Origin of the sequence: Paraburkholderia aspalathi, assembly GCF_900116445.1 — a bacterium.
GTDB classification, from domain to species: Bacteria; Pseudomonadota; Gammaproteobacteria; order Burkholderiales; family Burkholderiaceae; genus Paraburkholderia; species Paraburkholderia aspalathi.
Window position 1 is genome coordinate 1 of sequence record NZ_FPBH01000062.1, and the last position, 20,713, is coordinate 20,713.

A 20,713-nucleotide genomic window follows, 5' to 3' on the forward strand; every position below is an offset into this window, starting at 1 on the left:
CACCGCATACGCAATACACACGGCCGCAAGACCGATCAGCGAGTGCATCGCTGCGACCAGTTCCGGCATCTTGGTCATCTCGACGCGCGCGGCGATAAACGCGCCGATCGCACCGCCGATCACCAGCGCGACCAGCAGCAGGCCGAGCCCTAATCCAAGATTCGAGCCGAGCGCATTCGCCTGTTTGACGATCAGCGCGATGGTGGTGAGGATCGCAATCGCCATCCCGACCATGCCGAAGGTATTGCCGGTGCGCGCCGTCTTCGGATTCGACAGCCCCTTGAGCGCCTGAATGAAACAGACCGACGCGACCAGATAAAGCAGCGTGACGACATTCAGACTCATTACGCGTTCTCCTTGGCCGTCTTGTCTGCGATGAGCTTCTTCGGCTCTTTCTTGCGGAACATCTCCAGCATTCGCCTCGTCACCAGAAATCCGCCGAACACGTTCACCGCCGCGAGCGCGACGGCCAGCGTGCCGAAGAACTTGCCGGTGTCGCCCACGGTGAGGCCTGCTGCGAGCATCGCGCCGACGATCACGATCGCCGAAATCGCGTTGGTCACGGCCATCAGCGGCGTGTGCAGCGCGGGCGTGACGTTCCAGACGACGTGGTAGCCGACGTAGATCGCCAGCACAAAAATGATCAGGTTGATGACGGTGTGGTTGATGACTTCCATCGCCGTTCTCCTCTATGCCTTGCGCGTGACTTCGCCGTCGCGGGCCAACAGCGTGGCCGCGACGATGTCGTCTGCGAGATCGATGTTCAGGGCGCCTTCCTTGGTGATGATCAGCTTCAGGAAGTCGAGCAGGTTGCGTGCGTATAGGGACGACGCGTCGGCCGGCACCATCGAGGCCAGATTCGTATAGCCGACGATCTGTACGCCATGTTTCAGGACGACCTGATCGGCTTCGGTGAGCGGACAGTTGCCACCGCGCCGGCCTTCGTACTCGGCGCCGCGTCCTGCCGCGAGGTCCACCAGCACGGAGCCGGGTTTCATCGCCTGCACGGTTTCCACCGAGATCAGCGTCGGTGCGGCGCGGCCCGGGATCAGGGCGGTGGAAATCACCACATCGGCCTGCTTCGCGCGCTCGTGAACCAGTGCCGATTGCCGCGTAAGCCACGAAGGCGGCATCGGCCGCGCGTAGCCGCCGACGCCCTGCGCGGCTTCACGCTCCTCATCGGTTTCGTAAGGGACATCAAGGAATTTGGCGCCGAGCGATTCGATCTGCTCTTTCACCGCCGGACGCACGTCCGAGGCTTCGATCACAGCGCCCAGACGCTTGGCGGTCGCGATGGCCTGCAGACCCGCCACACCCGCGCCGAGAATCAGCACACGGGCCGCTTTCACGGTACCGGCGGCGGTCATCAGCATCGGCATGAAGCGCGGATAAAGCGTGGCGGCCAGCAACACCGCCTTGTACCCGGCGATGTTCGCCTGCGATGACAGCACGTCGAGGCTCTGTGCACGGGTGGTTCTAGGCGCGGCTTCCAGAGCGAACGCGGTGACACCCGCGGCCGCCAGCTTTGATGAGTTTTCGGTATTAAACGGATCAAGCATGCCGACCAGCGTCGCGCCGCGCTTCAGCAGCGGCAACTCGGCATCGGTCGGCGACTGGACCTTGAGGACCAGATCAGCCCCAAACGCGGTGGCCGCGTCGACGATTTCAGCGCCGGCGGCTGTAAAGGCATCGTCAGGAAAGCTTGCGCCGGTGCCGGCGCCGCTCTGGATCGTGACCCGGTGGCCCTGGGTCACATACTTCCTGACCGTTTCGGGCGTCGCGGCGACGCGGGTTTCGTGCGCGCGCGTCTCGGCTGGCACTCCGATCGATATTAACGTTGGCATAACGACAAAGATGAGTTTGTAATAATTTGTGAAGATAGACAAATCATCCATCTCGACGAAGATGATTCTTCTGTAACTCTTGCGTGCAGACGACCCACGAAAGTCAAAGAATCGCTCGGCGTCCCCCTTACATCACTCTCCCAGAACACGTCGATCAGAACCTATGCGCGAACCCGACACTAGTCTGAGATCGTAGATCTAGCGCGACATGCCTTCGGGGAGTTCAGGTGTCCAAAGCCGAGCCGAACGCATTGAAACGTTCGCCATTGATAAAGCCAAAGAGGTCGCCCTTCAGCCAACCCCCAAGCGCGGCAAAGTCCAGTCACTGTCGGAACGATCCTACGGGCCGGGCATCAAAAAATCTCGAACAGGCCGGCGGCACCCATGCCGCCGCCGACGCACATGGTGACCACACCGTACTTAGCGCTGCGCCGCCTGCCCTCAATCAGGAGATGACCCGTCGTTCGAGCGCCCGTCATGCCATAGGGATGGCCGATCGAGATGGCGCCTCCCGACACATTGAGTAGTTCGTCAGGGATTCCCAGCCTGTCACGGCAATAGAGCAACTGGCTCGCGAACGCCTCATTGAGTTCCCAGATTCCAATGTCGTCAATGGTCAGGCCATGCTGCTTCAACAGCTTGGGTACGGCAAAAACGGGCCCGATTCCCATCTCTTCGGGCGAACAACCTGCGACGGCCATGCCTCGATAGGCGCCGAGAGGCGTAAGGCCCCGGCGTTCGGCCAGCTTTGCGTCCATGAGCACGACCGCCGACGCTCCGTCAGAGAGTTGACTGGCGTTGCCGGCCGTTATGTTCCTGCCTTCCTGGGCGAAGTCGCCGCCCTTCCACACAGGCTGAAGCCGCTGAAGATCGCTAAGCGTTGTCTGTGGACGATTGCCCTCGTCAGCGGACAGGGTCACCTCCCGAAAGCTCTGTGCACCGGTCCCCTTGTCCACTACCAGCATGGTAGTGGTCATTGGCACGATTTCCCGATCAAATCGGCCTTCCGCCCGAGCCTGTGCCGTGCGCTGCTGGGATTGGAGCGCGTACAGGTCCTGAGCTTCGCGGCTAACCTTGTAGCGCTCGGCCACGACCTCGGCGGTCTCGATCATCGTGACGTACATTCCCGGAGTCGCGATTAACAATTCAGGATCCTGCGCACGGAAAGTATTCATGTACTCGTTCTGCACGAGCGAGATCGACTCAACGCCGCCGCCGACTACGATGTTCATACCATCCACTATGATCTGCTTTGCTGCTGTCGCAATCGCCATTAGGCCTGACGAACACTGCCGATCCACGGACTGAGCGGAGACCGTACTTGGTAGCCCAGCACGCAGCGCGGATTGCCGAGCGATGTTATATCCTGTTGCCCCCTGCTGCATGGCGGCGCCCATAACTACGTCATCGACCTCGTCACCCGCGACGTTGGCGCGTCCCACGGCATGGGCGATGGCGTGGCCACCGAGCGCCTGTGCTTGGGTATTGTTGAAGGCGCCGCGATAGGCTTTTCCAATCGCGGTACGGGCCGTTGATACTATTACTGCTTCACGCATATGGATCTCCTTCGGGCACAGTCCACCGGTCACCGACTCGGTTTCATGGGGTCGACGCTACGGTGATGTTTCGGGACGTCGAAGTCACACGAATTTCGTGGTTAGCATTGAACAACGGCACCATTCTTTATGAGCGAGTCAATCTCTCTCAGCGAAAAATTCCAGTCAGCGAGAACCGCTCGACTGTATTGTCCAGGTTTGCAGGGCTCATCGGGCGTCTGCGGAACGGTTCTGCTGAAACGCGGTGCCGGCATGGGGTGACTTACGCCCTTTAATGTGGCGTATGTTTTCCGTGCTTTGATATGAGGATGTTCGGAAGCCTCGGTAATAGACAGGACCGGAGTGAAACAAACATCCTCATCCCGGAAAATTTCACACCACTCGTCTCGCGTGCGCTTAGCAATTGTTGCTGCAATTTTTTCCTCCTGAATTTGCCACTTTGAACGATCATTCTGTGGCTGCATATCAGGGTCCTGAGCGAGACCCAGACGTGCAATGAGGGGGTCGTAGAATTTCCTTTCAATGGCCCCGACCGCAACGTATTTGTGATCTGCAGTTTCGTACGTTCTATAAAAAGGTGCACCACCGTCGAAGGTGTTGGCACCTCTCTCTTCGCGCCAAACGCCCGCTTGTAAGAATCCCACGACCATCGTAAGAAGACTAGCCGCGCCGTCGACCATCGCTCCGTCGACTACCTGTCCGACACCGTCGCGCTTAGCGGCAAGGAGACCGCAAACAATTCCGAATGCCAGGTAGGCGGCCCCTCCAAAATCGCCGACCAAGTTCAACGGCGGGATAGGTCTGCCGTTTTGCGGACCAATTGCATGAAGCACACCAGTGAGCGCGATATAGTTAATATCGTGACCGGCTTTCGCTGCACATGGTCCGTCCTGCCCCCATCCCGTCATGCGGCCATATACCAGCCGCGGGTTCATCCCAATACATACGTCGGGCCCGAGACCCAGACGCTCCATGACACCCGGACGAAAACCCTCGATCAGCGCATCCGCATTTGCGATTAGCCGCAGGACAGTTTCGCGTCCTTCAGGCTTCTTCAGATCAATGGCAACTGACCTCCTTCCCCGACGCACCAGATTGTATTTAGCCTCGACCTCAATGCCGAGGCCCGCGGACTCAGTGCGGTCCACGCAGATAACTTCAGCGCCCATGTCCGACAGCATCATTGCGGCATGAGGTCCAGCACCGAGGCCGGCGATTTCGATAATTTTGCATCCAGAGAGAGGTCCTGTGCGCATCACGATCAAATCCTTCCTTCGCGTCGCCCGACTACACCGAATAAATCGCCGGCATCAATCCCAACATCATCTCGCGTAAGTCCCGCGCCGCGAACGTCTGCAACTACCGTCATACAATCACGAATTCGGAAATCCATGGCTCTCCCTCCCTTGTCCGGCGATTTTCCCATCACGCCCAAATGCGAATTCATATCGCACTGGTCGGCATTGGACAGCCGAGATATCACTGATCTGCGGAGCTCGGTCTTCTACGCTCGATGAACGTCGTGAGTCGCGCTGTAACGTCCTCCGAGGCGAACAGCGTGGCGATATGTCGCCGCTCTACCGCGAAGCCTATGGACAGATGTGAACAAAAACCATCATAGATAGAGCGCTTGATTTTACTTATTGCCTGCGTCGCCGCCGACGCAATTTGCTTTGCATAGGCGAGCGTCTGCTCGGTGAGCTCCGCCTCAGCAAACAACCGAGTTATCAATCCGAGCTGGAGCGCCGCTTCGGCAGTGACCGTGGTCCCGGTAATCATGAACTCCAGCGCTCGGGCGGGACCGATCAGAGAAGCAAGACGCTGGGTACCGCCGGCTGCCGGGAATAGTCCCAGTTTGACTTCTGGCAGGCCAATCCGATACTTTCCGGTGGACGCGAAGCGCAGATCACAAGCCAATGCGATCTCGTAGCCGCCGCCGAGAGCATGACCGTCGATCTCAGCAATGTAGATCTTTTCGCTCTGCGTCAACTTGCTGAGCGTTTCGTGCAGAAATGCAATCATCTCCGTGTTCTGTTGCGGCGCGTTCTCTCTGAATTTATTGACGTCTCCGCCGCCGGAAAAAAATTCCGATAGATTGCTGCGGACAATTACAACGAAACAATCAGTGTCTCTTTCGGCGGCCTCGATGGCCGCGTCGAAGTCTCGCACGAAGCTGATGTCGATACTGTTAGCCGGCCCTCGATCCATTACGATCGTTCCAACCCGGTCATGCCGAACATATGTTACCTGGCCCATGTCCTCTCTCCGATTTTCAGTTGGCGAAGCGATTCATGTTACTTTCAGACTATCCCGTAACCTCGACTTGACGACCTTTCCCGTTGGATTCCGTGGCAGCGTGTCCACGAACACGAATGCATTCGGGATCTTGTATCCACCAAGATGCAATTTACAGTGAGAACGAATTTCGTCCGGTCCGATCGTGCTAGCTTGCCGTCGAACGATAAAGGCGCAACCAACCTCACCCCATCTCTCGTTCGACATCCCCACTACTGCGCATTCAGCTATATCGGGTAGAAGGCCAAGAACCCGCTCCACTTCGGCCGGATAGACGTTCTCGCCACCTGAGATAAACATATCTTTCCGGCGATCGACAATGTAGAAGTAACCCTCGTCGTCGCGATAAGCAACGTCGCCGGACCGAAACCATCCAGACGAAGTAAATGATTCGCGAGTTGCTTCAGCTCTTCTCCAATATCCTGAAGTAACGGTCGGTCCACGCACCAATATTTCACCAAGCGCGCCATTGGGCACGGGCTCGTCATCCGGACCAACAATCACTATTTCGGCCAATAGGCTTTGGAGACCAGCCGAACGATACTTTTGAGCCGGCATCGCGAGCGGCGAAACGAGTGAGAATCGCCCCGTCTCTGTCATGCCCCAACACTGCCGCACCGGCACCTCCACTTCAGCATATCGTTCAATCGTAGAGACAGCGCAGGGGGCTCCAGAGCAAGCGAATCCTTGAAGCGACGCCGAACGAAGTCTTTCGAATCCAGGTTCCTTGAGCAGCATCTCAAGAATCGTTGGAACGCCTAACGTGTGTGTTATTCGTCTCTTTGGGTCTGTCAGAAGCTGCAGGACCACGCTCGCTTCAAAGTCACGAACGACGACGTTGGTGCCGCCAAAAAAGAACACGGGATTGGTAAAAGGTAGCAAGCCTCCAGCATGAAACTGTGGCAATATGACCAGATTGCGACTGTCGGCGCTCAAGCGGAACGCCGAACCCATGGCAATAGCGTCGGCCAACTGCATGCCGTAGGTGAATTGCACGCCCTTCGGAAGGCCAGTTGTTCCCGATGTGTAGAGCAAAGCCCAGAGGTCCTCTTCCTTGCGGATCCCGTAGTTCTCCCGCATCGGCCCCACACTTAAGAGCGATTCGTATTCGCTATCTTCTCCAGCCCTCATTTCAATCGAGTGCTTGATCGAAGCAGTCGAGGCTAACTGTTCAGCCACGCTTCGAAACTCTGCTCCGTAAAAAATTGCCACGGGCTCCGCGTCGGCCACGATCGACTGCAGTTCATTTATCGACAGTCGCCAGTTCAAGGGCACGAAAATCGTCGCTGTCCGCATGCAGGCGAACTGTATTTCAAGGACGTCAGTGTCGTTTCGCGAAAGAACGAGCACGCGATCGCCCGGGAGTGCGTTAAACACCGTCACAAATCCGGACCTCAAGCGAGCAATCCGATCATCGAATTGAGCGTAAGTACGCACGCGTCCCGAACTCACATCCTCACAAGCGACATTGGTCGGCGACACCTTCGCGTGATGGGCGATCCAGTCCACCGAAAAAATCCCGTGTTCCATTGCGTCTCCTCTGTTTTCAGAATTCCTCGCGTCCGTTTTTTGATACATGAATCAATATGGACCAACGATTCTTCTCTGTCTTGAACGAAATTGCGGACCAACTCACATCCACTGGATTTGGCCCGCGTAGCGAAAGATATTCAGATCCGGCTACTTGTCTGCGAGATCGTCGCGATGTTGAAAATTTTGTTCCCGGCGATTAGCTGATCGGCTACATTCCGCTGTCTAATGCGAAAGATGACGGTTAGAGGGAGCACAACAGGGTCGGGTGCCTATAAGCGGCAAGTGGCGCTGTTTGTGCAGCATTAAAAATAATGTCGAGTAATGAACTCAGCAACGCATGCTGGCTTGCCACTGCCTTCAATGTCGAGCGTCACGTCCCAAATCACTTGCACGCCGCCGGCTTCGACATCAGTCACGTTCATCACCTGGAAGCGAGCCCGCACACGCGTACCCACACGCACCGGCGCGGTGAAACGCACGCGATTGAGTCCGTAGTTGACGACCGCCCGTTGCTGCAGTTCGACCGTCCGGCCGAGCAGTGCCCCAATCAGCGACAACGTTAGAAAACCATGCGCGATGGGGCCGCCGAACGGCGATTCGCGCTCAGCGCGTTCGGGATCGACATGGATCCACTGATGGTCGCCCGTCGCGTCGGCAAATTCGTTGACGCGCACTTGATCTATTTCGACCCAAGCACTCTCTAACGGTGCTACATCGATCAAGGCCCGAAGAGAACTGACATCGGAAACTCGTATGACTTTGTCGGGTTGTTCCATCTTTGACTCCTTCGGTGTTTCGTTCGTTGTTTGAGCGACAATGGAACATCTTCAGGCATACAGAATGCGCGATATCACAGGTTTGAAATTTCCTCAATCGTGAAATCCTGTAGCTTTTCATACCTGACTACGTCCCAGCCACTCTTATCGAAACAGGGCTTCGCAACCTGTTCCGGCAAGAATCCCGTCGACCGTAGCGCGATCAGCATCCCATAGTGCTTCGTGTCCGGCCCGGAGCCACTTCAAACACTTTCCTTGGTACGAAAACGGCACCTGCATCCACGGTTTCCCATCAATCTCTGTCTCGACGGCATCGGAGCCGATCGCTAATGCCCGAGCGTTGGCTAGCATCACGGGTGGGTAGACGCGTCCGATCTCGGCTAACAAATCGATTAAGGTCGCAGGGACTGAGTCCAAACTCATCCAGTCGTCGTCTACCGGTTCCAGCCCTGACAGATCTTCCATCAGCCCAACCCACGCGAATACGCGAGGCGCCATCTTCAGTGTCAGCTCCATGGATGTCGGGTCGAAGCCGGCCAACTGCGTCAGTTGCCCATAGACACCAAAGTCGCATGCGCCGGGGCGGCGGCCAAGAATGAAAGGCTGTAGTTTCAGATGCGATTCGAACGCTCCAAGAAACCGGCGGTAGCTGGCTTCGATCACAGGGCCCGTGACCGCGTTTGATCCGACGACGTAGAGTCGACTGATCTGGCGCTCGGAGAAACTCCTTACAGATGCTGCGTATGCCTCGTCTGACATCGAAATGCCATGCCATAGCGGCAGCACACGAGCCGATTTATCTATATCCTCGTCGTTAGACCAACGATAGTGGTACATGGCCTTTGTCAGCCATTCGTCGGCATAGTCTTCGATCAAGGCATCCAGAAATGCCAGTGCTGGATCGTTTGGGACGACGTTGCGACCTTTCCGCTCAGCATCGAGTCGACAGATGATTGGAGTGGAATCCACCACAGCTTCCAGCTCCCCTCCAGGACCAGGCAGATAGAAAGTCGGCATCAGTTCGACTTTTGGCTTTGGCAGACTGGCAGTGATGTCGCTGCCGGTAATCAAAAGCCGATAAGGAATGCGACGATAGCGCAGCACAGCCAGCATCTTGCGTGTGTAGGGTGATCCTGGGGCGCCACTCAGGGCAATACGATCGGTCTGCGTCATGACGAGGCTCCTTCGTTATCTGGCTACGACCTATTTTGACGATCGGTCTTGAATGCGGAGATCGTTCGTGATGTTTTTAGTGGGTCACGTCGGTGACATCCCGCGGTTCAATCAGAATCAAGCCAAAACTCGCCCCCCTAGATCACAATGGCACCGCCATCGACGACAAGAATTTGCCCCGTTATATGTCCACCTGCGTCGGAAGCAAGGAGTAATGCGGCGCCCTTCAGATCGTTCTCGCCGCCAAATCTCCCCAGCGGTGTTTGAGCCAACAGGTAGTCACCGTGCTGACTGATAGTCATCCGCGACATCTTCGACGGGAAGTAGCCTGGCGCCAAAGCGTTGACGCGAATACCTCGTGATCCCCATTCCGCAGCAAGGGCCCTTGTCATGTTCACGATTGCACCTTTCGCCGTGTTGTAGGCAATAGTGCCGATCATCTGTGGATGGTGACCGCCAAGCCCTTCTGACGAAGCGATGTTTAGCACAACTCCACGTCCGTTTGGCAGAAAAGCCTCCTTCGCGGCTGCGCGTACTAACGCGAAAGGTGCGGTTACATTTACACGCATCACACGCTCCCATCCTTCGGTCGGATAGTCTTCCGCAGGCGCCCCCCAAGTAGAGCCAGCGTTGTTCACGATAATGTCAATTCGCCCGTGACGACGCATGATCTCCTCCACAAGCGTCTCGGCAGTTCCTTCAAGACTCAAGTCAGCCGCGATAGCGTCCGCTTCAATCCCATCGGCGACCAGTGCGGCTACCGCCTCGTCCAGCTCAGCCTGTTTCCGAGCGACCAACACGACGCGCGCGCCGAACTCCCCGAGCGCTTCGGCGATTTGAAGTCCGAGCCCGCGTGACCCACCAGTAATGAGGGCGAGACGACCTGATAGGTCAAAGAGGTCGCTAAGATGTTTTTTCATGTCAGACATATCGTTCTCAAAAGTGAACTTGAATGGCTCAGGCTGTCGACACCACGAAAGGCACCCACGTCGGCCGAACCAGCTATCTCAACGAGCTTCTGGAAGCTTAGAAACTCCGATATCGGCGACGGACACGGCACCGATTAAGAACGTACTTATTCGCCACATCAAGACAAGCGAATAAGGTCACGAGGTAATCAAAAGCCGACCCCAGCAAGTTGCTGATCGTTCTCGACCCGCGGAACGAAGAGCGTCTTATGAAGGCACTCGATTTCTTCGATTCGCGAATTTTTCACGTCGTAAATCACGTCCAGTCAAAATTTCAGACAGACTATAATTAATCCATCAAACTATATTCACCGGGAGTTACTCCGTAGACCTTCTTGAAAATACGGGTCAAATGTGATTGGTCGGAGAAACCGCAATCCATTGCAACATTTGATATGGAATTCGCTTCAATAAGGAGCTTTGCGGCCTCCCCAGCGCGTGCTTGCATACGCCAGGCATGAGGGGACAAACCGTAACGTTCCTTGAAGCGACGAATAAGCGAATGCGTCGAAAAGCCAACTTGTTCGGCGACACTTTCAAGCATCGTTCTTTCGAACAGGGTACTGGCCAATATGTGTCTGGCTCGTTCGAGGCGTACATCCGAGTGCCCGATCCACGGCATTCGCGGCCCAAATGAATCGGTATTTGCTGAAAACCACTGGATCAATGACTGCAACAGCAGTTCTTGTTGTGTCAACAGCTCCGTCGTTTCTGAAGCACGGTGGAGATCATAGAATAACGCAACGTCTGGACTTGGATTCCCACACACGGGATTAGCAAAACTAATCACGCCTTTCGCTTTTCGCCACGCATCGTCGTGTTTGACTAGCAAACTTGGAGGAAAATGCAGGCTTCGAATTTCCCAACTGTTTCCATCAATCGGGTACGCCGATTGGACTTGATGCGCACCTACCAGAACCATTTGCCCCGTTTCCACGCGCCGAATCACTCTGTCAATCGTTACGGTCACAGTCCCTGCGGTCACCAGAATTGCCGTCATGACGTCGTGCGTATGAGGAATGAACTCCTGATCATGGGCTCCATGGAACATTACAACATCCGTCTGCGTCTTAAAACGCCAACATTTTCGATTGTCGAGCTTCTTTTCTAGCAATACGTTATTGGAACGTAACATTCCCCCTCCTCCCTAAGATCACGCCCAATAGCGTCCCGCTAAATACGCGAGATTTGACTGTCTGCTAGGCTTCAAGTGCCGAACCGTATATGTCAATTGACTTGACGCGTGAGATTCTCCCAATACGGTTTGCGCAGTAGATATTTCTGTAGCTTGCCGCTCGCAGTTCGAGGAAGCTCATTGCGAAATTCGACGCGTTTGGGACACTTGTAGCCAGCCACGTGTTGACGGCAATGTGCAATAAGGTCTGCATCAGTCACGTTTTGACCGGCTTCAAGAACGACGAGCGCAGTAACCAGTTCTCCCCATTTTTCGTCCGGGATACCGATGACCGCGACATCGCGCACAGCAGGATGCGATGTCATCGCATTCTCGACCTCAACGGAGTCGACATTCTCGCCACCCGAAACGATGATGTCTTTGATTCGATCGGTAATCGTGAGGTAACCGTCTGAAATGAATCCACCGTCACCCGTTCGAAACCAATCGCCATCATGCGCCCTGGCCGTTGCCTCGGGATCATTCCAATATGAATCGAGAATTCGACTTGAGCGTGCAAGCAATTCTCCGTTCGAATCAATCCTCAATTGCACATTTAGAGTGGGTACGCCTGCGCGTCCAAGCAAACGGGCTTGTTCGAACGAGTCCAGATCATCCCACTCTGCACGCATGCGATTGAACGTAAGTAAGGTGCTAGTTTCAGTCAAGCCATACACCTGGATCAACTCCCAGCCGAGTTCGTCACGCACGCGCTGGATTGTTCGGGTCGGTGGGGGCGCGCCTCCGCAAATGATACGCAAACGGCCGTGCCCGGGAATCGGGCCATCCCAGGTCTTGGCGCCATCAAGAATCGCGGTCACCACAGCTGGAGCGGCACCTAGATACGTCACGCCATGCGACTGAATACGCCTGAGGAGTTCGGTTCCATCCATCTTCCTCATGACTACGTGCTTGACCCCCATCGCAGTCGCCGCATAGACTTGCCCCCACCCGTTTCCGTGGAATGCTTGAACAGCATGCAGATAAACGTCCCGATCGGAGACAGACGTCTGCCATCCGAACACTACCGCGTTTAACCATAGGTGTCGATGCGACATCTGCACACCTTTCGGCCGCCCTGTGGTCCCCGAGGTGTAGTTGATGACGGCGGTGGCCATCTCATCTTCGACCCACGGCACCGGGTCCGCGGCGCTGCCCCAGATTTTGTCATCGTCGTCCCCAAGGACAAATGTTCTCTGGCAAGGGACGAGCTCCGCAAGATGCCGGAACTCAGGGTCAAGCAAAAGAACCTCCGCGCCTGAGTGAGCCATGATGTGACGGATCTCGGCAGGAGCAAGGCGAAAATTCACCGGCACAAGGACTCGCCCCCACCCTGACACTCCATAGAAGGTACAGATAAGTCGCGCAGAATTCTGGGAAACGATAGCAACACGAGCCCCTACGGGAACTCCCATCTCGTCCAGAGTTGCGGCCTGCGCACGAGCCTTACGTCCGAGTTCCGCGTAAGTCATCTCGCCCCAAGACTTGGCGGGCTGAACCTCTTCGTCGACGATCGCCACTCGATCGGGGTATGCAACGAGCGCGCGGTTCAGAAAATCGTTGATAGTCAGTGATTTATACATAGATACTCCGAGAAGACTCTTGTCAGCGAAACACTCGATGGCTTTTGAGGAAAGTGTTCACCCCGCGCGAGGATGCGTTGAGTCAGGATCGAAATCTTGTCGAAGACCATTCTCGGGCATCTCTATAGTTGAGAAACTGACAGAATTCGACAACAGTCCCGGCCACGCTCGCGGCCGCACATTTTCTCTTGCTGTTTCGTCCGACTTCCCCGAACGGTACATCTTCAATCATGACTTATCCTTTCAATCTCTAAGCCGCGATGCAGAGAAGTCCGCAACATGCACGATGAGAGTCAAATCAGTCTGCGCCCCATCGCGGGGACTACAATCGCCAAACAATCCGTCTCGTTGTTAGCTAGTTTGGCAAAGCCGCGGGCGGAACTCTGTATCAATGGATACGGCGCGACACGGGGGTTTTCCCGCGCGGTCGAAGTACTGACGAAGCCGCGTGGGAATGATCGCCGTCAGCAAGCAGTCGCCGGCGAACGCTGAACCCCGGTGGCCGAAGCGAAGCGTGTCGCGATCCGGCGTCTTGAATGTTGGGGTTTCTCTGCCTATTCGGATTTTTTCGCGCTAATAACGCTGCAAGCAGACACCACTAAGTGCACATTGACACGGCTCGGGACTGCCTCCTCCAACACGTCCGGACCACCAATGCGGTCGAACCACGTCGGCACGCGGTTGAGGCCAAAGCGCCTTTGCGCGATTTGATCGCAATCGTAGATATCCCCTGCCCGAGACAACCGGCGCCCGGTCGTCGCACCGAACAAGACTTTCCTGGCGACGGTACCTTTGACCCATTGACACAAAATAGCGCAACATGAACGCGCATCACATCTTGCCGCTTGCCGGACGTAAACGTATGTCTATCCGTCCGACGAAACCGCATCCGAACGTAGAAATTGACGTAATCCCGAAGGAGTTCGCAGCAAGATCCTCCATCACAGCCGGACGAACATTCTAGCGACGCTGAGCATGGAGATGCGCAGCATTGTGGTATTCGAGCGAAGCAGAAAATCGCCGAACGAAACCGCGCGCTGTTCGGCATGATTCGCCGCAAGGTGTGATCGCATTGCACGACCACGAATCTCTGTCCAGGACAGCACGTAACCACCGCTACCGAACACAGCAGCGAGGTTGATTCCTTCAAATTCGAGCGCGTCACCTCGTTGCTCCGTGGCGCGCGTCTCGACGTGTCAGATTTGCATCGTTGGGCAATCTGAACATTCATTTCGTGACATGCTTTGGCGAGCTTCCTAAGCGCCACGTCGTCCAGCAGATTGCTGCGACACGTGCGATTTCACTGCACGTTCAGTTAAGTAGGTCGACAGAAACCAACGAAATCGAATCGTCATCTTCATTGGCCATGCCCAGATCATCGAGGCCACCGACAAGCCTTGTGGCGTGAAATCATCGCGGTGAATATTATTCGACAGAATGCGGACTGAAGACCCGACGGAATTGTGATCAGTCGTTTTCGTACTGTTGTACCAGTCCGGAAGTGTCTGCGACAGCGTACAGTGCTGCGACGTCCGAGATAATAATTTCCCGACCAATTTTCAAGAGGATCCCTTCCTCCACGAATCGCGCAAGCTCCCGACTCATCGTCACACGGGTCACGCCCACAAGGTGAGCAAAGTCTTCAACGCGATGACTTTTTAACAGACGCGCGGTATTGTTGGTCTCCAGCGTTCCATATGCATTCAGCAACTGGACGAACAGCGTTGCCAAACGCACGCGCGCCGGAAAACCCCCATACATGATGTGCATGCACCCAATGCGGCCCTTCTGCGCCAGCCGACGGGCTAGTTCAACGAAAATTTCAGGATCGGCCCGGCCGGCCGACATTATCGCGGCATGACTAATCACGAGGACCCTAGAATCTTCAACCGCAACCGCAGATGTGTAACGCGGCTCGTCATCAAAAATTCCGTACTCGCCAATCGTTGTGTAAGGTCCCGCGAATGCGACGTCCCGATCTGATCCGTCTATTCCAGTCATGAACACTCGGACTCGACCGGCCAACGCGTAGTAAAAAGATGTTGCAGACGCGCCCTCACGGTATAGATACGCACCCCGCGCGAAAGTTCGTTCCATACCTAGGCTGGCAATATTGCGTGGGAGCTCCCTTACCTCCGGAAGCAAAAACGGGGAACTTGAGGAATCACGCGGTGACGGCCGTGCTTGCGCACCTCTTCTTTCGTTCGGCTGAAATCCCGTCAAAGCTGCGGAAACCCGAATAGCCGTGAATTCGCCCGACAACTCCCTGTTCTGAGCATTCCTCATTCGGCGCCTCCTTCGCTCTCTGTCATGGGAACTCCTCTCTCAGTATCGAAGGCGTTCCAGTGGTTTTTCGCCCGAGCTCGGAACGCATGATCGACAGGATCTCCATTGAGGCTCGTCATCCGATATCCACAGCATTTCTGGCCACCTGTCGGTACGACTGGAGGGGAGGCGGATTAACCCAGAATAAATTCCGTCGCTCGCTTAAGGATGCCGAATCGTCAGACAGCTGGCATCAGCAATTACACCTATCTCGTTGGCGCATCAAGGATCAGTCACATATTCATCGCCCAATGTCATTGAATCGTTTTTTTTATTTCAACCTTCATTTTCGTATCAGTTGATACATAGGGCCGCAGAATCGGCAAATACAGTGGCATCACACGAGTCGCGCGCAACATTCAATCGTGCAGTGCGTCGTGGTTCCAATTTTACGCTAAGGAGACTTAAATGAGTCACGCAGCCGTCAATCCGTCCGGTTCCGAAACACTGGACATCCGTTCCTCTAGTCCCATTCCTGGCAGCCACGCCGGCTTGAACGATGAGGTAGCAGTGCATTTGCATCCGCAGGGCATGCCGCTGTTCATCTTGCCCGTATCCAAACATCTCAAGTCGGAGTTTGCTGTCTTTCATAAATGGCTGGTCGCCCATGAGGACGCCATCGAGAAACTTCTGCTCGAGTTCGGCGCCGTGAGATTCCGCGGATTTCCCGTCAAGGGGTCAGAGCAATTCCGCGAACTGATGTCGCACTATCCTGCCGCAACCATGGGGTACAAGGGCGGCGGAGGCCCACGCGCAGCGGTCGCTGGCAGGGTGATGGAGGCTACGCGCACAGACAAAGACCGTTTCATCCAGCTACACCAAGAGATGTCGTATCAGCGTCAATGGCCGCTGAAGCTCGCGTTCTACTCGAACATAGTGCCGAGTGATGGCGGAGGAGCCACCACGATCGCTGATATCCGCCGCTACGAAGCAAAGATCCCGCAGCGGATCCTCGACGAAGTGCGCAAGCGAGGCGTCCTCTATCGCCGCAATTTTCGCGACGGACGTGTATCGACGGAGGGCTGGACCAGCCAGTTTCTTAACATGCATCGCCCATGGCAGGAGGCATTCTTCACCGAAGATAAAGCCGAGGTCGAAGCCGCATGCGAAGCCGGAGGGATGGAATGGCAATGGCTGGAGGACGGCAGCCTGCAAACCGAAGCCCACAAATCTGGTTTCGTCACTCATCCGGTGCTTGGCACGCGTCACTGGTTTAATCAGATCAGCAACCAGACGGCATTGCCCCAGGGCGACAGGCTTTGGCATAACACGCTAACGGCCGAAGATCTTCGACAAGGTAAGCGTTACCCCAACGAACCCATGTTCGGCGATGGAGGCAAGATTCCCGTCGAGGATGTGGAGCTCCTGCGCCGGATTGAAGATGAAGTTCTGATTGACGAGCCCTATCTGGCCGGCGAAATCATGATGCTGGACAACGTTCTCTGCACCCATGGCCGCACACCCTATGAGGGTCAGCGCGATACGCTGATTCAACTTCTAGGGACCGGGAGCAGTGAATAAAGCATACGCGACCGGTGATGCATTGCCTGCAGACAGCCACACTGACGCGACGAAGAGTACGTGACCTGTCCCTGCTGCACCACATCGGCGACACCCTCAGCAGCCGCAATCACCCTGATATCGCTGCGGCCATGCTCAAGCCATTCGTCAGCCAAGGAAATGTCTGGATGATGCAACATCACGCTATTTTCCGCGGCTACTACTTTCTCCGCAACATGGGTCTGGACCCGAACACGCGAGATCGATTGCTCGAACAGCCGGAACTGTTCGAGCGTATCACCGAGTTTTGTGGGAAATACGATGCGTAGGCATTCGATGAAGTTCACGACACATTGTCACTGTCATTCTTCGAGCTCATGGTTCGACGCGTGTTCAGCAAACCGCTTCATTCCAGTTATAACAAGATGTTTCGTCACGCTAAATGAAGCACAACTACAGCCCGGTGACTTCGCACGTTGTGCGGAATAAAGCATCAGCCTGCACAACGCGCAACGGAGGCAATCCGCGGACGGCGTTGCCTCGCCTTCAGGCTTGAGCGCACCCGTCGACACGCTGCGTCGATTATTGGGTAAATTAATTATCTCGCACCATCTCGCATGAAACGTCGACACAATCAAGCGCAATAATGGATGCAAAGGAGACGCAGGAGGAATAAATTCGCCGGAAAATTTTCAACTCGGTGCGACGAATCCCTACGAAGATGGTACATCTTGACCAGAGTGACAGATTGTCCGATGGGTGTTTTTCCTCAATCGATCGAACGATTTTGAGAATTACTCGGATTCCCCTGCGCCTTGGTGTCATCAAGATGCCCTTCACATTGCCGTAGTTTTCCATATCGTTCCCGTCGAACAGCGAGCAATCAACTGCATCAAAACCAGATGTCTTGCATGTCGAGAGCGGTCCGGTCAAGTGTCTCTAGCAGATTGAGTTGCGTTGTTACGCGCGGCAACTCCCATCTGAAGAAATACGCGGCGGCAGCCAACTTACCTCGATAGAACGAGTCGTCTTCCTTATTTCCATTCATCGACAGCGCGGAATGTGCGACGATGGACTGTTCCAGCCAGATCCATGCCACTACGATGTGGCCGAATGCTTCAAGATATATCGATGCATTGGCAAGAGTCAGAGTTGAATCTCCAGCCGCCGACAGTCGCCGTGTAACGAGCGTAAGTCCCGCCATAGCAGTGCTCAGTGCGTTCGCATATTCGTGGAGTGCAGCATCCTTCGTAGCAAGCGCCCTAAGGACGCCAGCCCGCACCGTCTCGCCGACGATCTCCAATGCCTCGCCGTCTTTCATCATCACCTTGCGGCCCAGCAGGTCTAATGCCTGGATCCCATGCGTGCCTTCGTGGATCGAATTCAGACGGTTATCGCGATAGAATTGTTCGACGTTGTACTCACGCGTGTAGCCGTAACCGCCGTGCACCTGAATTGCGAGGTTGTTCGCTTCGAGGCACCATTGCGATGGCCAACTCTTGGCGATCGGCGTCAGGATATCGAGCAATAAAGTGACACGCTCGCGCGCGGCAGCGTCGCCAGCAGCCTGTGCGGCGCGCTCCTCGTCAACTAGCTTCGCACAGTACAGGATCAACGCCAGCGCGCCTTCCGCATAGCTTTTTTGCGCAAGCAGCATCCGACGTATATCGGCATGTTCCATCAGCTTAACTTGCGGGCTAGAGGGGTCCGTTCGGCCTTTACCAATGGCACGCCCCTGCGGCCGGTTGCGTGCATAATCGATCGCGTGCAGGTAGCCGGTATAGCCTAGAACTGCGGCGCCTAGTCCTACCCCGATGCGCGCTTCGTTCATCATATGGAACATGCATGCGAGGCCTCGCCCGGGTTCGCCCACTAGATACGCAATTGCTCCAGCTTTGCCTCCTGGCCGATATTTAACGCCTTCGCCAAAATTGAGCAGGCAGTTCGTTGTACCCCGATGTCCCATTTTGTGATTGAGACCTGCGAGCACTACGTCGTTGTGCTCCCCGAGCGAGCCATCATCGCGGACTAGGTACTTTGGTACAACAAAGAGTGAGATACCGCTAACGCCAGGAATCAATTTTCCGCCTGGACCCGGAATTTTGGCAAGCACCAGATGCACGATATTTTCCGAGAGCTCATGCTCTCCACCGGAGATCCACATCTTGTTGCCGCGCAGGCGGTACTGCTGACCAAACGGGGACTCGCCCTCGTATTCGGCTCGGGTGGTAATGTCCGAAAGTGACGAACCCGCCTGCGGCTCCGATAGACACATCGTGCCGAAGAAGCGACCCTCCATCTCAGGTCGCACGAACGCTTCGATCTGCGCAGGCGTACCGTACGCGCACAGCAGATTTGCGTTACCAATGGTCAGAAATGGATACCCAGCAGTGGCGGCGTTCGCACTCAGGAAATATGCGAAACCGGCCTTCTCCACGACCAGCGGTAGTTGCGCACCGCCGAGTTCATAGTCCTGCCCCGCAGCCATCAAACCAGCCGCGTTGAAAGCGTCGAGCGCAATCTTCACTTCGGGGACGATATGAACAGTTTCGCCGTCGAAATGCGGTTCTTGTTGGTCGTTCTTCTTGTTGTGCGAAGCGAATAGGTCGGTGGCGATCTTCTCACAGGTGTCGAGTGCTGCATCGAAGGTTTCACGCGTATGGTCAGCATAGCGGGGAATAGTCGTCAGTTCTTCGACCCGGAGCCACTCGTAGAGCAGAAAGTTTAAATCGCGGCGGGAGAGAATCAATGACATGACAGCGCTCCGTTCAAAGCACTTCGAAAAGGCCAGCCGCGCCTTGACCACCGCCGATGCACATCGTGACGATCACGTACCGCACGCCGCGACGCCTGCCTTCGATCAGTGCGTGGCCAACGAGCCGCGCGCCCGATACCCCGTACGGGTGACCAACCGCAATTGCGCCGCCGTTCACGTTCAGGCGTTCCATCGGAATGCCCAGCTGATCGACGCAGTAGAGCACCTGCACGGCAAATGCCTCGTTCAGTTCCCACAGGCCAATGTCCTCGATCCTCAGGCCAGTCCTCTTCAGCAGCTTGGGAACCGCGAACACTGGACCGATGCCCATCTCATCCGGCTCGCATCCAGCCACTGCGAATCCGCGGAACACGCCCAATGGCTGGAGACCTTTCGCAGCAGCCACGCGCGCGTTCATCACCACGGTCGCCGACGCGCCGTCAGAAAACTGAGATGCATTACCCGCTGAGATTACACCGCCAGGAGTCGCTGAACGAATTTTCGACACTCCTTCGAGATTCGTATCCCCTCGAATGCCTTCATCAGCCACGATCGTCACTTCCTTCGTCACCATCTGACCAGTGGCTTTGTCGGTCACACCAGCGATCACCGTCATCGGTACGATCTCGTCATCGAACAGGCCTGCGACCTGTGCAGCCGCCGCGCATTGCTGACTGCGTACGCCGTATTCGTCCTGACGCTCACGGGAAATCCCGTAACGAGTTGACACGTTCTCGGCGGTCTGCAGCATGCTCCAGTAAATTTCCGGCTTGTGCTGCATAAGCCACGGGTCACTCGCGAATTGCGTGTTCAACTGCCGTTGCGTCCACGAAATGCTCTCGAGCCCGCCCGCAACGAAAATATCGCCCTCATCGGCAATCACACGCTGCGCGGCCATTGCGATCGTCTGCAGGCCCGACGAACAGAAGCGGTTCACAGTGGCGCCTGGGACCGTCACTGGGCAGCCGGCGCGCAAGGCAGCCTGTCGCGCGATATTGGTCCCGGTAGCGCCTTCAGGATTCGCGCAGCCCATTAACACGTCTTCCACTTCGCCGCCCTCTAAACCCGCGCGCGCGATCGCATGCTGTATCGCGTGAGCACCAAGCGTCGCACCGTGAGTCATGTTGAAGGCTCCTTTCCAGCTCTTCGCGAGACCGGTGCGCGCGGTGGATACGATCACTGCTTCATTCATGTCTTGTTCCTCAATATGCTTCGACGTCGGACCGTTCCT

16 protein-coding genes and 1 pseudogene are annotated in these 20,713 nt (G+C 55.9%); 2 read left to right on the forward strand and 15 right to left on the reverse strand.

What is annotated here, in order from left to right; all coding sequences use genetic code 11:
• From BM438_RS43405 to BM438_RS43470, 13 genes are all read right to left on the reverse strand, one after another.
• Positions 1 to 345, reverse strand: a 345-nt coding sequence (locus BM438_RS43405) for an NAD(P)(+) transhydrogenase (Re/Si-specific) subunit beta (protein ID WP_208620836.1), incomplete at its 3' end; no start/stop codon positions are given.
• On the reverse strand, positions 345 to 677 hold the full coding sequence (locus tag BM438_RS43410) for an NAD(P) transhydrogenase subunit alpha part 2 (protein ID WP_028198874.1): 333 nt from the start codon (positions 675 to 677) through the stop codon (positions 345 to 347). The genes BM438_RS43410 and BM438_RS43405, both read right to left, overlap by 1 nt.
• A gap of 12 nt (positions 678 to 689) precedes the next feature.
• On the reverse strand, positions 690 to 1,832 hold the full coding sequence (locus BM438_RS43415) for a Re/Si-specific NAD(P)(+) transhydrogenase subunit alpha (RefSeq protein ID WP_093647589.1): 1,143 nt from the start codon (positions 1,830 to 1,832) through the stop codon (positions 690 to 692).
• Between the two features lie 365 nt (positions 1,833 to 2,197).
• Entirely contained in the window at positions 2,198 to 3,400 is a 1,203-nt protein-coding gene (locus BM438_RS43420; RefSeq protein WP_093647547.1) for an acetyl-CoA C-acyltransferase, read from the reverse strand.
• A 101-nt stretch (positions 3,401 to 3,501) separates the two neighbouring features.
• Positions 3,502 to 4,656: a CaiB/BaiF CoA transferase family protein gene (locus tag BM438_RS43425; protein WP_093647549.1), complete on the reverse strand. Its 1,155-nt coding sequence runs from the start codon at positions 4,654 to 4,656 to the stop codon at positions 3,502 to 3,504.
• 223 nt (positions 4,657 to 4,879) lie between these two features.
• Positions 4,880 to 5,656, reverse strand: coding sequence for an enoyl-CoA hydratase/isomerase family protein (locus BM438_RS43430; protein WP_093647551.1), 777 nt, complete (start codon positions 5,654 to 5,656; stop codon positions 4,880 to 4,882).
• A 33-nt stretch (positions 5,657 to 5,689) separates the two neighbouring features.
• Complete coding sequence (locus tag BM438_RS43435; RefSeq protein WP_167378559.1) at positions 5,690 to 7,225, reverse strand: AMP-binding protein; 1,536 nt, start codon at positions 7,223 to 7,225, stop codon at positions 5,690 to 5,692.
• 305 nt (positions 7,226 to 7,530) lie between these two features.
• Positions 7,531 to 8,004 (reverse strand): MaoC family dehydratase, encoded by a 474-nt coding sequence (locus tag BM438_RS43440; protein ID WP_093647556.1) that lies wholly within the window; start codon positions 8,002 to 8,004, stop codon positions 7,531 to 7,533.
• 144 nt (positions 8,005 to 8,148) lie between these two features.
• On the reverse strand, positions 8,149 to 9,177 hold the full coding sequence (locus BM438_RS43445; protein WP_093647558.1) for a glutathione S-transferase N-terminal domain-containing protein: 1,029 nt from the start codon (positions 9,175 to 9,177) through the stop codon (positions 8,149 to 8,151).
• A gap of 137 nt (positions 9,178 to 9,314) precedes the next feature.
• Positions 9,315 to 10,097 (reverse strand): SDR family oxidoreductase, encoded by a 783-nt coding sequence (locus BM438_RS43450; protein ID WP_093647592.1) that lies wholly within the window; start codon positions 10,095 to 10,097, stop codon positions 9,315 to 9,317.
• 337 nt (positions 10,098 to 10,434) lie between these two features.
• Positions 10,435 to 11,280 carry an AraC family transcriptional regulator gene (locus tag BM438_RS43455; RefSeq protein ID WP_093647560.1) on the reverse strand — a complete coding sequence of 282 codons (846 nt, stop codon included), beginning with the start codon at positions 11,278 to 11,280 and terminating at the stop codon, positions 10,435 to 10,437.
• Between the two features lie 92 nt (positions 11,281 to 11,372).
• Positions 11,373 to 12,902 carry an AMP-binding protein gene (locus tag BM438_RS43460; protein WP_093647563.1) on the reverse strand — a complete coding sequence of 510 codons (1,530 nt, stop codon included), beginning with the start codon at positions 12,900 to 12,902 and terminating at the stop codon, positions 11,373 to 11,375.
• Positions 12,903 to 14,369: 1,467 nt separating this feature from the next.
• Entirely contained in the window at positions 14,370 to 15,188 is an 819-nt protein-coding gene (locus tag BM438_RS43470) for a Crp/Fnr family transcriptional regulator (protein ID WP_093647567.1), read from the reverse strand.
• A 447-nt stretch (positions 15,189 to 15,635) separates the two neighbouring features.
• On the opposite strand from BM438_RS43470, the gene BM438_RS43475 reads away from it, so the two are divergent.
• Positions 15,636 to 16,748, forward strand: coding sequence for a TauD/TfdA family dioxygenase (locus BM438_RS43475; protein WP_093647570.1), 1,113 nt, complete (start codon positions 15,636 to 15,638; stop codon positions 16,746 to 16,748).
• A 20-nt stretch (positions 16,749 to 16,768) separates the two neighbouring features.
• A pseudogene (locus tag BM438_RS46610) lies at positions 16,769 to 17,173 on the forward strand (phosphohydrolase); the annotation flags it as partial.
• Between the two features lie 446 nt (positions 17,174 to 17,619).
• Here BM438_RS46610 and BM438_RS43480 read toward each other — a convergent pair.
• Both BM438_RS43480 and BM438_RS43485 read right to left on the reverse strand, forming a co-directional pair.
• The gene (locus BM438_RS43480; RefSeq protein ID WP_093647572.1) at positions 17,620 to 19,482 is read right to left on the reverse strand and encodes an acyl-CoA dehydrogenase; all 1,863 of its coding nucleotides are present in this window, start codon (positions 19,480 to 19,482) and stop codon (positions 17,620 to 17,622) included.
• Between the two features lie 13 nt (positions 19,483 to 19,495).
• Positions 19,496 to 20,674, reverse strand: a complete 1,179-nt coding sequence (locus BM438_RS43485; protein ID WP_093647575.1) for an acetyl-CoA C-acyltransferase — start codon at positions 20,672 to 20,674, stop codon at positions 19,496 to 19,498.
• Positions 20,675 to 20,713 lie beyond the last annotated feature (39 nt).

Bases quoted from the DNA above. Each gene is read 5' to 3' on its own strand.
- BM438_RS43410 (WP_028198874.1), bottom strand. From the start codon at position 677: ATGGAAGTCATCAACCACACCGTCATCAACCTGATCATTTTTGTGCTG.
- BM438_RS43420 (WP_093647547.1), bottom strand. From the start codon at position 3,400: ATGCGTGAAGCAGTAATAGTATCAACGGCCCGTACCGCGATTGGAAAA.
- BM438_RS43425 (WP_093647549.1), bottom strand. From the start codon at position 4,656: ATGCGCACAGGACCTCTCTCTGGATGCAAAATTATCGAAATCGCCGGC.
- BM438_RS43430 (WP_093647551.1), bottom strand. From the start codon at position 5,656: ATGGGCCAGGTAACATATGTTCGGCATGACCGGGTTGGAACGATCGTA.
- BM438_RS43435 (WP_167378559.1), bottom strand. From the start codon at position 7,225: ATGGAACACGGGATTTTTTCGGTGGACTGGATCGCCCATCACGCGAAG.
- BM438_RS43440 (WP_093647556.1), bottom strand. From the start codon at position 8,004: ATGGAACAACCCGACAAAGTCATACGAGTTTCCGATGTCAGTTCTCTT.
- BM438_RS43445 (WP_093647558.1), bottom strand. From the start codon at position 9,177: ATGACGCAGACCGATCGTATTGCCCTGAGTGGCGCCCCAGGATCACCC.
- BM438_RS43450 (WP_093647592.1), bottom strand. From the start codon at position 10,097: ATGAAAAAACATCTTAGCGACCTCTTTGACCTATCAGGTCGTCTCGCC.
- BM438_RS43455 (WP_093647560.1), bottom strand. From the start codon at position 11,280: ATGTTACGTTCCAATAACGTATTGCTAGAAAAGAAGCTCGACAATCGA.
- BM438_RS43460 (WP_093647563.1), bottom strand. From the start codon at position 12,902: ATGTATAAATCACTGACTATCAACGATTTTCTGAACCGCGCGCTCGTT.
- BM438_RS43470 (WP_093647567.1), bottom strand. From the start codon at position 15,188: ATGAGGAATGCTCAGAACAGGGAGTTGTCGGGCGAATTCACGGCTATT.
- BM438_RS43475 (WP_093647570.1), top strand. From the start codon at position 15,636: ATGAGTCACGCAGCCGTCAATCCGTCCGGTTCCGAAACACTGGACATC.
- BM438_RS43480 (WP_093647572.1), bottom strand. From the start codon at position 19,482: ATGTCATTGATTCTCTCCCGCCGCGATTTAAACTTTCTGCTCTACGAG.
- BM438_RS43485 (WP_093647575.1), bottom strand. From the start codon at position 20,674: ATGAATGAAGCAGTGATCGTATCCACCGCGCGCACCGGTCTCGCGAAG.